Source organism: Spirulina major PCC 6313, from assembly GCF_001890765.1.
Lineage (GTDB): Bacteria > Cyanobacteriota > Cyanobacteriia > Cyanobacteriales > Spirulinaceae > Spirulina > Spirulina major.
The window spans coordinates 2,185,692-2,200,039 of record NZ_KV878783.1 but is presented as its reverse complement, the minus strand read 5'-3'; the positions used below and the strand labels follow the sequence as shown (position 1 = coordinate 2,200,039).

The window sequence follows — 14,348 nt, the reverse complement described above, 5'->3', positions numbered from 1 at the left end:
TCTGGTGCGATCGACTTTCCCATTAGCATTGACACCCTGTAGGCATCTACACCGCCCCACTACCCGTGCTCCCATCATGACGACCCCCACCCCTTCACGCTATATCCCGCGATATTCCGCCGAAAGCATCGACTACATCGTCCAAGCCGCCCTCGCTTGCCGCAAAAAAGTGGAATATTCCCCCGCTCGGCTCCATCAACTCGCCCGCGAACTGAAGATTCCCGCCGAACACCTCCATATCATCGAAGAAGATTGGCTTGCCACGCCCCCCCACAGCACCGCCACCCCTGAACCCGCCGAACCCGCCGCCCCCACCTCAGACAATCAATCCTGGCTAAACTACTGTTTAGTCAATGCGGGCTTGGTAACCTTGAACCTGATCATTGTGGGGAGCTTATCCTGGGCAATTTATCCCATCGTAGGTTGGGGCTTAGCCCTCGTCCTTCACCCGACCCTCTCTTCCTCAAAATCCTAGGCCGAATCCCGGCCATGGCTTCCAGCGATCGTTTATCCTAGTCAGTACAGGTTACAAAGCTTTACACTGACACAACATTTTATGCACTGTATTATTCACCGCCGAGCGCAATTCGCGGCGAGCCACCGCTATTGGCTGCCCGAATGGAGCGAGGCGGACAATCAAGCCAAATTCGGGGCCTGTAGTCGCTTTCCCGGTCACGGCCACAACTATACGCTTTATGTATCCCTGGCGGGCGAACTGGATCAATACGGCATGGTGCAAAACCTCTCCGAGGTTAAGTCTGCCATCCGCAATGCTGTGATCCAAGACCTCAATTTTTCCTATCTCAATACCGTGTGGCCAGAGTTTGAAGTGACCCTCCCCACCACGGAAAATGTGGCACGGGTGATTTGGCAGCGTCTTGCGCCTCATCTCCCCTTGATTAACATCCAACTCTTTGAACATCCTGAACTTTGGGCCACCTACGCCGGCAATCATATGAACGCAACCCTAACGATTAGCACCCACTTCAGCGCCGCTCACCGTCTGGCGTTGGAGAGTTTAGACTATGACCAAAATGTGGAAATTTACGGTAAATGTGCCCGGCCCCATGGCCATGGTCATAACTACCATTTAGAGGTGAGTGTGGCGGGGGCGATTGACCCACGCACGGGGATGATTGTGGATTTGACGGCGTTTCAGGAGGTGGTGGATCGGTTAATTGTCGAACCGATGGATCACACGTTCCTGAATAAAGATATTCCCTACTTTGCAGAGATTGTCCCCACTGCGGAAAATATTGCGATGTATGTTGCCCAAACGTTGCAAGCTCCTCTCGCGGCGTTGGGGGTGGAGTTGGATCGCGTCAAACTGATTGAAAGCCCCAATAATTCGGCGGAAATTTTCTGCCGCAGGGCGACGGCTCCCCAAGGGTTAGGCGCGATCGCTGAACCGGCCTTGGTTTAATCCCAACTTTCGATCCAAACACCACCCTTGCCCCTGATTGACTGACCCAAGGGTTTGGAAACCAAACCCCTACCGGATCGGCCCTCGTAGGGGCTTGGTGACCAAGCCCAGATGTCTACGGGGTCAGATCACGACATCAGAACCTTTTTGTCCGTCAATCAGCCCTTGTCCTCTGGATCATTCCAAAAAGGGGGTGAGATCCTCTGACGTAGGTGCGTTGATCTGTCGGGCTTCGTTGCATTCGACGTAACTGGCTTGGTTTTCGGGGTAGAGGGTGCAGAGGAGATCGCTGTCGTAGGGGTTGTTTTCTTCGGCGGCGGGCGATCGCGGCCCCGTCCATTGGGCGATCCAGCGAAGTTGATAACCATCGGGGCGATCGGGGGAGGGTGATGCGATCGCCGTCACCTGCCAAAACTCATTTTCCGGCAACGTTGCCCAGGTTGACCTTGCTAAGGCCGGTTTGACAAAATCATCCATGCTATGAGGCACGGTGTAAAGCTGCTGTAACCAACGCTCCATCGTGGGCCAATCTTTATTTCCCAATTCCAGTTCAATGGCCGGGCGTAACAGGTTGAGCAATTGGATGCTGCGCGGCAATGGCTCCGTCCCCATCTGAACCTGGCGGACAAATAAACTCTGACTAAAATCATCCACCAACAAACTCGGATAGGCCATAATCCACCCCTGCACCACAAAAAAGAACTCCAGCCAACAGGTCAATAACAACTGACTGGTAAACAGGATCGTCAGGTAACGCCGTGAGGCAAGATTGGGGGGATGCCAGGAAAAATCCGACCGGACACAGTGGGGAATAATCGCCAAGCAGGCCGCACCCGGCAGCCAACCCAACAGCAGAATCTGGGGGCTGATGTTGAGTAATCCCCGTAAAAAGAGGCAGATAAATGCCGAGGTTAACCAAGGGGTGATCACCCATGATTGTTCTAAACCGGCCCAGGTCACGCCAATTCCCAAACAGATGAAACTCGTGAAAGCGAGCACTTCTCGCAAAAAGTCATTGGCGGCGATCGCACTGATAAAAAAGAAAACAGCGAGGGCGGTGAAGGTTTGCCACGAGTTAAACTGTGGGGGTTTGACCAGTTTGAAGAGAAAGCCGAAAAATTTCGCCATGGCTATCCGTAATATTGCAACAGAGCCAGCAAGAGCACGAGGAGAATCGCGCTGTTGCTGAAGGCATTAGCCCAAAAAATGGCGGATATTTTTTGGGGATCGGTGTAGGTCAGGGCTTGCAATAGATACTGAACCAATGAAGAATCCTCGTGATCGGGGTCGGATTCTGGCCAATCACTAAACATCACTTCGATGAAATCTAATCCTTTGAATTCCACAATACAGACAATAAAAAAGATTAAGATAAATAATAAAACAATGCAAATGTTTAAGATTGCCAAATTCTGAAAGTCATAGCCTTGACCCAACACAATGTAACTAATCAGTTGGAGTTTGAGGGGTTTGGGTAGTAGTCCCTGAATCACAAACCCTAAAACCCAAAGCGCGATCGCACTCATCAGATTAATGGTCACCGAATATTGAATGCACTCCCGACGAGTCAACAGTAATTTTCGGGAAAAAATATAGGCTTCAATGGCGATGCTAAACACCAGAGAAAGCAATTGAAAGACAATGATCGGGGCGGGAAATACAGTCCAAGCAAAAATATCCGGCATCGTTAGGCTCTTGAGAATCGTCTCCAAAGAAACAAAGATAAATGAACGAATCGCAACTTTTATGAAGCTTTAGTCGTAATTGTCGATACAGCGGCGAAAGTAACGTTACTTTGAAATCATATCCTTTGAGTTCACGATCAAAGCCATGCGCGTTTTTTCTCGGCGATCTTCCCCGTTGGCTTCCTCGGAAAACAGCACCAGGGATCGTATCCTGCAAGCAGCCTTAAAGCTGTTTGCTCGTAAAGGCTACGATGCTACAACAACGAAAGACCTGGCGACGGCGGCAGGGGTAGCGGAAGGAACATTATTTCGTCACTTTAGTAATAAAAAGGCGATTCTGATCGAAGTGGCGACGAAGGGCTGGGTTGAGATTCTGACGGATTTATTAACCGAGTTGAGCGAGATGGGCAGCTATAAAGCGGTGGCCCAGGTGATGCGGCGGCGGATGTTGCGGATGGCCGAAAGTAGTGACTTGATGCGGGTGTGCTTTATGGAGGCGCAGTTTCATCCGGAGTTGCGCGATCGCATTCAATCTGATGTGATTACCAAAATGACCGATGTGGCTGAAGCCTTTTTTGAAACCGCCATGGAGAAAGGCATCTATCGTCGCATGAATCCGAAAGTGGTGGCGCGGGTCTTTTTGGGGATGTTCGCCGTGGCGGGGTTTTCAGATCAAACGATCATGGAACCCGATGCCTCCCCTGAAGCGATGAAGGAAATGGCGGAAGGGTTGGCGGATATTTTCCTCAATGGGGTGCTGGCTTAGGGGCTAGTCTCTTCAGGGATCGGGAGGGTCGCGGCGGCATGATATCCCGATTCTGTGCAGACTCCCGACAGGGGCACATCCCAGGGATCATGGGGGAGGGTGTCAACGTAGGCTGATTCAAACAGTAAGCCGATGGCGGGAATGCCCTGCCATTGGGGATCGGCGCAGAAGCGATCGTAATAGCCGCCGCCGTAGCCGAGTCGATAACCGGCGCGATCGCAGGCCACACAGGGCACGAGAATTAGATCCACCTGGGACGGCTCCACCCTGGGTAAGGTGGGGTCAGGCTCCCCAATGCCGTACTGCCCCTGTACCAACGGTTGGCCCCATCGCCACCGATGCCATTGCAGCGTTTTTCCCACGCAACGCGGTAAACCCCAATCCTTCGCTAGGGTGGAGAATAGGGGGGTTAAATCCGGTTCTTGACGGATGCTTTGGTAGGCTAAAATTGTGCGGGCCTGTTGCACTTGGGGGAGTTGGGTTAAGCGATCGCACAGATGCTGACTGTGAGCTTGCCAAGCGGTGGAAGAGAGCGCACGCCGCTGGCTTAAAAAAGTGCGGCGCAGTTGTTGTTTCGACGGGTGAGCGGGGGCGCGAAAATCAGACATTTCGGTACAGCAATGGCAATCAGCGGCGTGAGACAATACCCCCATTCACCATAAAACAAACTCTGCTCCCCCGCCGCAAGCGTTCCCTTTGATCCTGCCCTGTACCAGGCAAGCCCCCAGCAATCTAGCGGGTTGAGTCCTGTTGTCCCCTCAGATCGGATCGTGAATTGAGTTTTAATGAAAAAAGCATCGGGATTGGGTTTTGATCGTTGATGCTGTTTTACAAGATGTGCCTATGGCTGCCTCCCTGCTCCACAATCGCTACGGAATTACCCGCACCTTGACCACCGGCTTTCTGCATCAGCAGTATTTAGCCGAAGATTTGCAGCGGCCCGGCAATCCCACCTGTTGGGTGCAGCATTTCCGCCTCAACGCGACCCATCCCACGTTACTTCAGGCGGCGCGAACCCTGTTTCAGAAGGAAACTAAACGCTTGAAACGGTTGGGACAAAGCCCCTATATCCCCACGGTTCAGGCGGCGTTTGAGGAGGAGCAGGAATTTTATCTGGTGCAGGATTGGCAACCGGGGCGATCGCTCCTCGAACAATTGGATACCACCCCCAAGCGAGAGGCCAGTGAGGTGATTCGCTTACTACAGCAATGGTTGCCCATTCTCACCGTGGTGCATGATCAGGGCCTCACCCATCGCAACTTGAGTCCGGCAAGTTGGCGTTGGAGTGAGCGCGATCGCCATTGGTTGTTAACAGATTTTGGCGGTTTGGCCCAGTTGGGCCTGTTACAACTCAATGGCCAGGGTAAAGTGACGCTGCGGCAGCGGGTCGGGCAACCGGGCTATAGCCCCCCCCAATGGCAGGGTAAAATCACCCCGGCTTACGATCTTTACAGTGTGGGGGTGTTGGCGGTGCAGCTTTTAAGAGGCTGTGATCCCGAAGCGATTGATCTCAAAGCGATGGATCTCGATGGGATGTTCAAGGAGGGCGATCGCCTCCAAACCGTCCTCCACGGTCTGCTGCAATTCACCTATCCCACCGCCCAAGATGCCCTCCAATGGCTCAACGGCACCGCCATGACCATCGCCACCTGGGACGAAGACGACGATTCCCCCGCCGCCACCGTTGCTCAAACCGCATCCACCCATACCCCTGCCACCACCGCCCACCAAAAAACCGCCATCCTCAACCCCACTGATCCCCCTAAACCGCCGCCCCCACTCTCCTCCCCCTCCCCCCCAGCGGATCTGATTGGGCAACGCTACCGGATCATCCGGCAACTGGGTGATGGGGGGTTTGGGAAAACCTTTCTGGCCGAAGATGAGCAATTTCCCGGCCGCCCCCAATGTGTGGTGAAACAACTGCACCCCTACCGCACCACACCCCAAGCCTTGAAGTTAGCCCGCCGTCTCTTTTTCAGCGAAGCGGAAGTCCTCAGCCAACTGGGGCAACATCCACAGATCCCGCAATTGCTCGCCTATTTTGAAGAAGATAGCGAGTTTTATCTGGTGCAGGACTATATCGAAGGGCAGGATATTGATGCAGAGTTACCCCCTGGCAAAACCTGGAGCGAGGTCAAGGTAACGCGCCTGTTGCGGGAGGTTTTAGCCATTTTAGAGTTTGTCCATGGCAAGAATGTGATTCACCGAGATTTGAAACCGGCCAATATTCGACGACGCACGACGGGGGAATTGGTGCTGATTGATTTTGGGGCGGTGAAGCAAATTGGCGAACAGGTGGATCGTCAGGGGAAAACGAATATGACGGTGGCGATCGGCACGCCGGGCTATGCCCCTAGTGAGCAAACCCAAGGGAAACCCCGGCTCAATAGTGACCTCTATGCCTTGGGCATGATTGCGATTCAGGCGTTAACGGGCGTTGAGCCGGAACATTTACCCGAAGATCCCCAAACCGGGGAGGTGCTGTGGCACGATCGCATCCAGCAAAAAAACATGAATCCAGCCCTGCGGGATATTTTGGATCGCATGGTGCGCTACGACTTTCGGCAACGTTACACCACGGTGGCGGAGGTGTTGCGGGATCTCGATGGGATTGGATCGCGGCGTTCAACGGTGATCCGCCCGATTCAAAAACTGAATCAAAAAAAAGTACCGCCGGCGGCGACGATCGCGATCGTGATTGCCGTTGTGGTGGCGACGTTGGTGCTGTTCTACAGCGTCGCCGTCCATGTGATTCGGCAAATCACCCAAACCGCCACCCTCTCGACTGCCGACCCCGCGATCACTGCTCCCCAGGATACGGAAGACCCGTCCGACGCACCGCTGCCGCAGCTTCCCGCTCAACTGCGTTCCTTTGATTTTGCGATCGCCGCTGCCACCTACAGCCCCGCCCTCGATCGCATCGTCATGATCCCCACCAACGCCAACCAACTACACCATTACAGCCCCCTCTCCCAACGCTTACAAACCATCCCCCTGCAAAACAGCCCCCGCCTCGTTGTCGTCGATCCCTCCGGGCAACTGGCCGCCGTGGCCAATGGCAATCAATTGACCCTCATTAACCTCCAACGCAACCAAATCGAAAACCAGATTATGGTCGCCGGACAAATTCATGATCTCGTCCTCACCGCCAATCGCTGGGCCTATGTGTCCAGCACCGACAATCCCAGACTGTGGGGGATTAACCTCAACACCAACGAAGCCGCTCTCCTCGAAACGGCCGGCCTCAGTTTTGCCCAAAGTAGCCTCACCCTCCACCCCAACGGCCGCACCCTCTTAGCCCTGAGTCGGGGGGGGAAACAGGTGCAAGTGGTGGATCTCTCCCAGGGGGAGCCGGTGGTGCGGGGACGCTGGCAAGGGGCCGGGGATCAGAACGTTGGCGATCGCCTCTGGATCACCCAAGACGGCCGCCGGGCCGTGAGCGATCGCGGCTTCTCATTCCCACTGCCCAGTTTGCAAGGAAATCAAACGATGCAACCGAGTGCGATCGCCCTCCAAAACCCCAACCCCCTCCCCCATCGCTTCTCCCTCAGCCCCCCCCTCCTCGCCCTCGACGGCGACCCCGCCAATCAACTCATTCAACTCGACCCCCAAACCCTCGCCCGCCGCCAAGCCTGGCAACTTCCCCCCCTCACCTCCGCCGGCAACACCACCCCCCTCACCGGGCAATATCTCTTCGTCAACCCCCGCAACAACGAATACTACATCCTCGCCCAACCCAGCACTGGAACCGGAACGGTCCTCCTCCAAGGTCAACTCACCCCCTAGCACACCATCCCGTTGATGTTATTGTTTGTTGAATTTATGTGAACCATAACGAAAGATCATCACACAACCTTAAGAAATATTAAAAAATCAGGACAATTAATGGGAGAATGAACCTGTTTCTGTAGCGCATCACTCCGCGTTGAACCCTCACCTTGAATCCTGAATGACTGAATCATTTCCGTGGCTCACCACCATTCTCGCCCTACCCTTCGTGGCGGCACTCCTCGTTCCCATCATCCCAGACAAGGACGGCAAAACCCTCCGCTGGTATGCTCTGAGCGTTGCTCTCATTGATTTCGCCCTCATGTGCCAAGTGTTTTGGCAACATTACGATCCCGCCCAATCCGGTTTCCAAATCGTTGAAACCTTTAACTGGATTACCCCCCTCGGTATTCATTGGACAGTATCCGTCGATGGCATTTCCGTTCCCCTCGTCCTCTTAGCCGGATTTGTCAGCACTCTTGCCCTGCTCTCCGCCTGGCAAGTAGACCGCAAACCCCGCCTTTTCTATTTCCTAATGTTGGTGCTCTATGCCGCCCAAATTGGGGTCTTTGTCGCCCAAGACCTCATTTTGTTCTTCATCATGTGGGAACTAGAATTAGTGCCGGTGTACTTGCTCGTCTGCATTTGGGGCGGGCCCAAACGGCAGTATGCTGCCATGAAATTTTTACTCTATACCGCCTTGGCCTCGATCTTTATCCTCGTGGCAGGTTTGGCCTTGGCGCTCTATGGTGGTGGGCCGCTGAGTTTTGATTTGGTGGATCTCGGCTTGAAAGAAATTCCCCTCACCTTGGAAATTCCCCTCTATCTAGGCTTGCTCGTTGCCTTTGGGGTGAAGTTAGCCGCCTTCCCCTTCCATACCTGGCTTCCCGATGCCCATGGTGAAGCCTCAGCCCCGGTGTCGATGATCTTGGCTGGGGTGCTGTTGAAAATGGGGGCCTATGGCTTGATTCGGTTCAATATGGGCCTGTTACCCGATGCCCATATTTATTTCGCGCCGCTGTTGGTGACGTTGGGGGTGGTGAATATTGTCTATGGCGCGTTGACCTCCTTCGCCCAGATGAATATGAAACGCCGCTTGGCCTATTCGTCGGTGTCCCATATGGGGTTTGTGTTGATTGGGTTAGCGTCGTTTACGGATTTGGGGATGAGTGGGGCGATGCTCCAGATGATTTCCCACGGCTTGATTGCGTCGGTGTTGTTCTTCTTAACGGGGGTCACCTACGATCGCACCCACACCCTGACCATGGATGACATGGGGGGCATTGGGCGGTTAATGCCGAAGGTCTTCGCCCTCTACACCACCGGGGCCCTCGCCTCCCTCGCTCTCCCTGGCATGAGTGGCTTTGTCAGTGAGTTGGCGGTCTTCTTGGGCATTGCCACCAGTCCGGCCTATAGTTTGACGTTTCGGGTGGTGATTGTTTTCTTGGCTGCGGTGGGAGTCATTCTCACGCCGATCTATCTGCTCTCAATGGTGCGCCAGGTATTTTACGGATCGTTCTACGGCTCGAAGATTATTCCCGCCTGCGATATTGCTGACCCTGAACTGCGCCGCGATTTCACAGAAAACCAAGCGGCGGTCTGTTTCGGGACGGATTGTGTCTTGCCCGGTGAATCGGTATTTGGGGATACTCGCCCTCGTGAAGTGATGATTGCGGTGAGTTTTCTGGCGTTGATTATTGCGATCGGCTGCTATCCGAAACTCGCCACGTCGATCTATGACACCAGCACCACAGCGGTGAATGGTGCGATGGTGGCCACCTATGAACAGGTGCAGGCCGGGGCGACAGCGATCGCAGAAGCAACGATTCTGCCCCATCCTTAACCCGGTCAATGGGCTAGGACTTGCTGGGAATTGACCGAAAAAAAGGGGCGTGAAGCCCCTTTTTTTCGGCTCGATGCTCAACATTTAACGTTAAGCCCCGCTATCGAGTTCCGCCTGGCACACATCAACCAAATGCTGCACCACTGCGATGGTACGCACGGGGTCAAAGGCGGGGTCTTGCTCGATTTTGTGGAGGTAATGCTGGGGGTCGCGCTGGATCGTGGGTTCGAGCATCCGGACGACTCCGATGCCATCGCCGATCATGCCGTAACAGAGGGCGATCGCATACCACACCGTCTCATCATCGGGGGCGATCGCCCACAACTGCCGAAACACCGACAACGCCGCGTAGGGATGCCCCATTAACCGCAACAAATCCCCCTGCTGATAGACGGCCCAATAGTCATCGGGTCGCAGGCGTAACGCCTCACCATAGGCCTGAAACGCAGCCTCATAGGCCCCACTTTGGCGCAGGGCATCCCCCCGCCGATACACCGTCCAATAGTCATCGGGTCGCAGGTTCAACGCCGCATCAAAACAAGCGATCGCCTCATCCAATTGCCCCGCCAACCGCAACGCCTCCCCCTGACGGTAACAACTCCAATAGTCATCGGGATTAGTTCGTCGCGCTTGGGCAAAATAATGGGCCGCCTGGGGATAATTCTCCAAATCCTTGAGGGCAATATAGCCCAAGCTATACCACGCCCAATAGTCATCCGAACGGGCTTGGGCCGCCGCTTGATAACAATGCATCGCGTCTTCATAATCGCCCAATTCTTCGAGAATTGTGCCCTTGCGATACCAGCCCCAATAGTCATCCGGCTTATGTTCCAGGGCTTTTTCATAGCAAAACAACGCATCTTGATACCGGCGCTGATCATGGAGGGCGCGGGCCTGTTGATACCAGCCCTGATAGTTATCGGGACGCGCTTCGAGGGTGCGATAGATGGGGTGATTCATAGGGGAGGGCGGTGAAGCGATTCAGAGGATGACTAAGGTGATGAGGAATCGGGCTGCATTATTTTAAAAGATTTCACCGGAATTGAGATGTGTTGTATGATTCAGTGGCGAATTGAAACCACTTCATAATTCGTTAAACTTACGCCATCTGTGGGGCGATTTTTGGAAAGGAAGGGCCTAGAATAGGGAGGAGTCCCGATTCGCCATCAATCAGCCACTGAACCATGAGCGCAGTTCTAAACGTAAGCCAACAAAATTTGGGTGCCGAAGACGTTGTGAACTTGTTGACTTCACCGCAAGTTCTTCCCCATTTATTACGAGAATTGACCATTGAGCGTGCGATCGCAGAGATAGACTACAGCGACGCAGAATTGACTCAATGCTGCGAGGCATTGGCGAAAAACCCCCAATATTTCAACGTGGCCCCGGAGCAGATTCGCCGCATTGCCCCGCGTCAGTTGAAACTGCAAAAATTCAAACTCGCCGCTTGGGGGAATCTCGTTGAAGCGGATTTTCTCAATCAACAGGAACGCTACGACCAAGTTTTGTTTTCCTTGATTCAAACCGACAATCTCGAAATCATCCAGGAACTCTATTTCCGGCTGCGGGAAGGGGAAGCGGATTTCGCAGAACTGGCCACCCGCTATTCCCAAGGCCCCGAAGCCCGTACCAATGGCCTCGTGGGGCCCCTAGAACTGCATAATCTCCATCAAAAATTGGCGCAGATGTTGCGGATTAGCCAGCCGGGCCAGGTGTCGCCGCCGTTTCGGGTGGATCAATGGGTGGTGATTGTGCGTTTGGAACGCTATATTCCGGCGCAGTTTGATGAGGCTTTGCGGCAACGGTTGCTGGATGAGCGGTTTGAAACTTGGATGCGCCAGGCGATCGCTCAACAGGCCGATGTGATTCAGATTCCCGATCTGCTCAATCTCCCCGCTGGGGCGGCTCCCGCATCTCTGCCCGCTGGGGCTCCGGCGACGGAACCGGCTCCCGCTCCGGCGGCACCGCAGGCGATCGCGCCCCTCCCCAGCAGTATTGACGAAGAACTCGAACCACCCCTCTACCCTGAAAATTCCTCCGCCGCCGCGAAAGCACCCCAAAACGCGGCCCGGAAATCCCTCCCGGTTCCGACGGTGAATGGTCTCGATCGTAATTCCAGCAAGCGTCGCAGCCCCCGTTTTACCGAAGCGGTGTTGATGTCCCTCGTGCCGTTGGCGTTGGGAGGGTGGTCTTTAGCGGCTCTCTTTGGTTTTGGTTCGGACTCAGCACCGGATACTACGGCTCAACTCGCTGAAACGGCGAACTCGCCCACGTCATCAACGGCGATCGTTGCCACCACCCAAGCCAACGCCCAAAAAGAAGCGTTCCGCAATGCGGTGAACCATGCTAATGCTGCGGTGGAGGCGATTCCCAAGGCGAGAACGGCGGCGGATTGGGATGCGATCGCCCACCATTGGGAAACCTCAGTGGAGTTGATGCGGGCGGTTCCCGTCAATGACCCTAACTACGCTCAAGCCCAAGATAAGGTCATTGAATATCAAGGTTACGAAGAATACGCCCGCCAGCAGCAAGGGAATTCAGATCTCGCCTTTTATACGGCGGTGCGGGATGCAGAAGAGGCGGTTTTGATCGGTCAAAGTGCCCAAACTCATCAAAATTGGGATAAGGCGGTACGCGCTTGGGATCAAGCTGTGGTCTCGATGGAAGCGGTTCCTGAAGACAGCCAGTTCTACGGCGTGGCTCAGGAAAAAGCGATCGAATATCAAGTGTATTTAGAATATGTCAAACGGCTGCGGGACAACACCGAGACGATCGCATTTGAGGTGCAAATCCAAGGCCGTGATACGCAAGAAAGGGTCGCTCTGCCGCTGTCACCCTCCAATAGTTCAGAGTTGTCAGGCGGTGATCTGCTGCCGGAGAATCGAGAAGTTGATGGAGATGATCCCCAAATTGATGCTTCACTAGAGGGGGCAGACGCGGATTCAGCGGCTGTGGATTAACCCTTCGCGCCGGGAGTCTGATGGCTCCGGTTCACCTTCTGACGATGACTGTGATTTCTCAATCCTTGGCGGCGATCGCCACAACGCCCGCTGCCATTCAAACCCTCTTGCCCCTCTGTCGTGAACAGGGTTGGCCGCTCTTCGTGCCGCCCCACCTCGCGACGGAATTTCCCCTGCAATCCTACGGCGCTGGATTGCGCGATCGCCTCCCTGGTCTTTGGCAGGACTATGATGGTCTGATTTTTGCCCTCGCCACGGGGGCCGTGGTGCGTCTCATTGCGCCATGCTTAACCGACAAAGCCACCGACCCGGCGGTGCTCGTGGTTGATCCCCAGGGTAAGACTGTGATCAGTCTCTGCGGTGGCCACCAAGGCGGCGGCGATCGCCTCGCCCAAACCCTCGCCCATTATTGGGGCGCGACCCCGATCATCACCGGCGCATCCCATGGTCAACAGATGCCAGCGGTGGATCTGTGGGGGAAACCCTGGGGCTGGCGACGGGGGGCGGGGGATTGGACAGGGGTGAGTGCAGCGATCGCCCGTCAGGCGGTGGTTCATGTCACCCAAACCAGCGGCGCGACCGGTTGGCGCGACAGTCTCCCCCCCGATCATCCCCTGACCTTCGCGCCAGACCCCATCGCCGCCGCCCAGGTTTGGATCGACTATCGCCCCCACCCGGCTCAGCCTGAACCCCCCACGGTGCAATGGTATCCCCGCGTCCTCTGGGTGGGGATGGGGTGTGAACGGGGCACAAGTTTGGCCGTGATCACAGCGGCATTAACGCAAGTGTGCCAAGACTTTAACCTCGCGCCCGCTGCGATCGCTGGCATTGCCAGTATCGACCTCAAAGGGGACGAAGCCGCGCTCCTCGATCTTTGCGCTGCCCGTGACTATCCCTTCCGTACCTTTGCCGCCGCCACCCTCGCCGCGATCGCTGTTCCCAACCCCTCGGACTATGTGGCCCAAACCGTCGGCACTCCCAGCGTTGCCGAGGCTGCCGCCCTCCAGGCCAGCGGAGCCGCTGAGTTACTCGTCCCGAAACAGGTGATCAAAGCTGAGGGCGAAGGAGCCGTGACGATCGCGATCGCCCGCTCGGCCACAGAATACACGGGCCGCACCGGTGCGATCGCCCTCGTCGGCATGGGCCCCGGTTCCCTCAGTCAGATCACCCCCGCCGCCCAAATGGCCATCACCGCCGCCGATGTCCTGATCGGCTATTCCCTCTACCTCGACCTGATCGCGCCCCTCCGCCGTCCCGGTCAACAGGTGGAAGCCCTACCGATTACCCAAGAAACCCAACGGGCCGAGCGGGCCGTTGAACTGGCCAATCTGGGCCTGAGTGTGGCGGTGGTGTCGTCGGGGGATTGCGGAATTTACGGGATGGCGGGGTTAGTGATGGAAGTCTTAGCCGCCCAAGGTTGGGATGGTAAAGCTCCCGCTGTGCAGGTGTTCCCCGGCATCACGGCCCTCCAGGCCGCAGCGGCCCGGGTGGGCACACCGTTGATGCATGATTTTTGTGCCGTGAGTTTGAGCGACCTCCTCACGCCTTGGGATGTGATTGTTAAACGTCTCGAAGCCGCTGCCCACGGAGATTTTGTGACGGCGTTGTATAATCCGCGATCGCGCCAACGCCAGCAGCAGATCGTCACTGCCCGCGACATTTTCCTCGCCCATCGCCGCCCCGATACCCCCGTCGCCCTCGTCAAATCCGCCTACCGCCCCGATGAGGCCATTACCCTCACCACCCTTGATGAGATGCTCACCCACCCCATCGACATGCTCACCACTGTCCTAATCGGCAACAGCAACACCCGCCGCTACACCGATTGGCTGATCACCCCCAGGGGCTACGCGATTCCGGGGCAGGATTAGCATTGGCTGTAAGTCAATCGTGATCTGCATCT

General features: G+C 55.6%; 11 protein-coding genes. 7 read left to right on the top strand and 4 right to left on the bottom strand.

The window, feature by feature from the left end; all coding sequences use genetic code 11:
- Positions 1-76: 76 nt before the first annotated feature.
- Together SPI6313_RS09530 and SPI6313_RS09525 are read left to right on the top strand one after the other, a co-directional pair.
- Complete coding sequence (locus tag SPI6313_RS09530) at positions 77-475, top strand: 2TM domain-containing protein (protein WP_072620783.1); 399 nt, start codon at positions 77-79, stop codon at positions 473-475.
- An 81-nt stretch (positions 476-556) separates the two neighbouring features.
- A complete protein-coding gene (locus tag SPI6313_RS09525) occupies positions 557-1,423 on the top strand; it encodes a 6-carboxytetrahydropterin synthase (RefSeq protein WP_072620782.1) in 867 nt (288 codons plus the stop codon).
- A gap of 177 nt (positions 1,424-1,600) precedes the next feature.
- Here the strand turns inward: SPI6313_RS09525 and SPI6313_RS09520 are convergent, their stop codons facing one another.
- Both SPI6313_RS09520 and fraC read right to left on the bottom strand, forming a co-directional pair.
- Positions 1,601-2,551, bottom strand: coding sequence for a DUF5357 family protein (locus SPI6313_RS09520; RefSeq protein WP_072620781.1), 951 nt, complete (start codon positions 2,549-2,551; stop codon positions 1,601-1,603).
- Between the two features lie 2 nt (positions 2,552-2,553).
- A complete protein-coding gene (gene fraC / locus SPI6313_RS09515) occupies positions 2,554-3,135 on the bottom strand; it encodes a filament integrity protein FraC (protein ID WP_139276601.1) in 582 nt (193 codons plus the stop codon).
- Positions 3,136-3,253: 118 nt separating this feature from the next.
- Here fraC and SPI6313_RS09510 point away from each other — a divergent pair, with 118 nt between their 5' ends.
- Positions 3,254-3,874, top strand: coding sequence for a TetR/AcrR family transcriptional regulator (locus tag SPI6313_RS09510; RefSeq protein WP_072620779.1), 621 nt, complete (start codon positions 3,254-3,256; stop codon positions 3,872-3,874).
- Here SPI6313_RS09510 and SPI6313_RS09505 read toward each other — a convergent pair.
- Positions 3,871-4,482: a 5-formyltetrahydrofolate cyclo-ligase gene (locus SPI6313_RS09505; protein WP_072620778.1), complete on the bottom strand. Its 612-nt coding sequence runs from the start codon at positions 4,480-4,482 to the stop codon at positions 3,871-3,873. The two genes, SPI6313_RS09510 and SPI6313_RS09505, sit on opposite strands and share 4 nt — an antisense overlap.
- 235 nt (positions 4,483-4,717) lie before the next feature.
- Here SPI6313_RS09505 and SPI6313_RS09500 point away from each other — a divergent pair, with 235 nt between their 5' ends.
- Both SPI6313_RS09500 and SPI6313_RS09495 read left to right on the top strand, forming a co-directional pair.
- Positions 4,718-7,660, top strand: a complete 2,943-nt coding sequence (locus SPI6313_RS09500) for a protein kinase domain-containing protein (protein ID WP_072620777.1) — start codon at positions 4,718-4,720, stop codon at positions 7,658-7,660.
- Positions 7,661-7,823: 163 nt separating this feature from the next.
- Complete coding sequence (locus tag SPI6313_RS09495) at positions 7,824-9,485, top strand: NAD(P)H-quinone oxidoreductase subunit 4 (protein ID WP_072620776.1); 1,662 nt, start codon at positions 7,824-7,826, stop codon at positions 9,483-9,485.
- Positions 9,486-9,575: 90 nt separating this feature from the next.
- Here the strand turns inward: SPI6313_RS09495 and SPI6313_RS09490 are convergent, their stop codons facing one another.
- On the bottom strand, positions 9,576-10,445 hold the full coding sequence (locus SPI6313_RS09490) for a tetratricopeptide repeat protein (RefSeq protein WP_072620775.1): 870 nt from the start codon (positions 10,443-10,445) through the stop codon (positions 9,576-9,578).
- A gap of 323 nt (positions 10,446-10,768) precedes the next feature.
- Between SPI6313_RS09490 and SPI6313_RS09485 the strand changes: the two genes are divergently transcribed.
- Together SPI6313_RS09485 and cobJ are read left to right on the top strand one after the other, a co-directional pair.
- Positions 10,769-12,445 (top strand): peptidylprolyl isomerase, encoded by a 1,677-nt coding sequence (locus tag SPI6313_RS09485; protein WP_175551111.1) that lies wholly within the window; start codon positions 10,769-10,771, stop codon positions 12,443-12,445.
- A gap of 44 nt (positions 12,446-12,489) precedes the next feature.
- Positions 12,490-14,316: a precorrin-3B C(17)-methyltransferase gene (cobJ, locus tag SPI6313_RS09480; RefSeq protein ID WP_139276600.1), complete on the top strand. Its 1,827-nt coding sequence runs from the start codon at positions 12,490-12,492 to the stop codon at positions 14,314-14,316.
- The last annotated feature ends 32 nt before the right edge of the window (positions 14,317-14,348 follow it).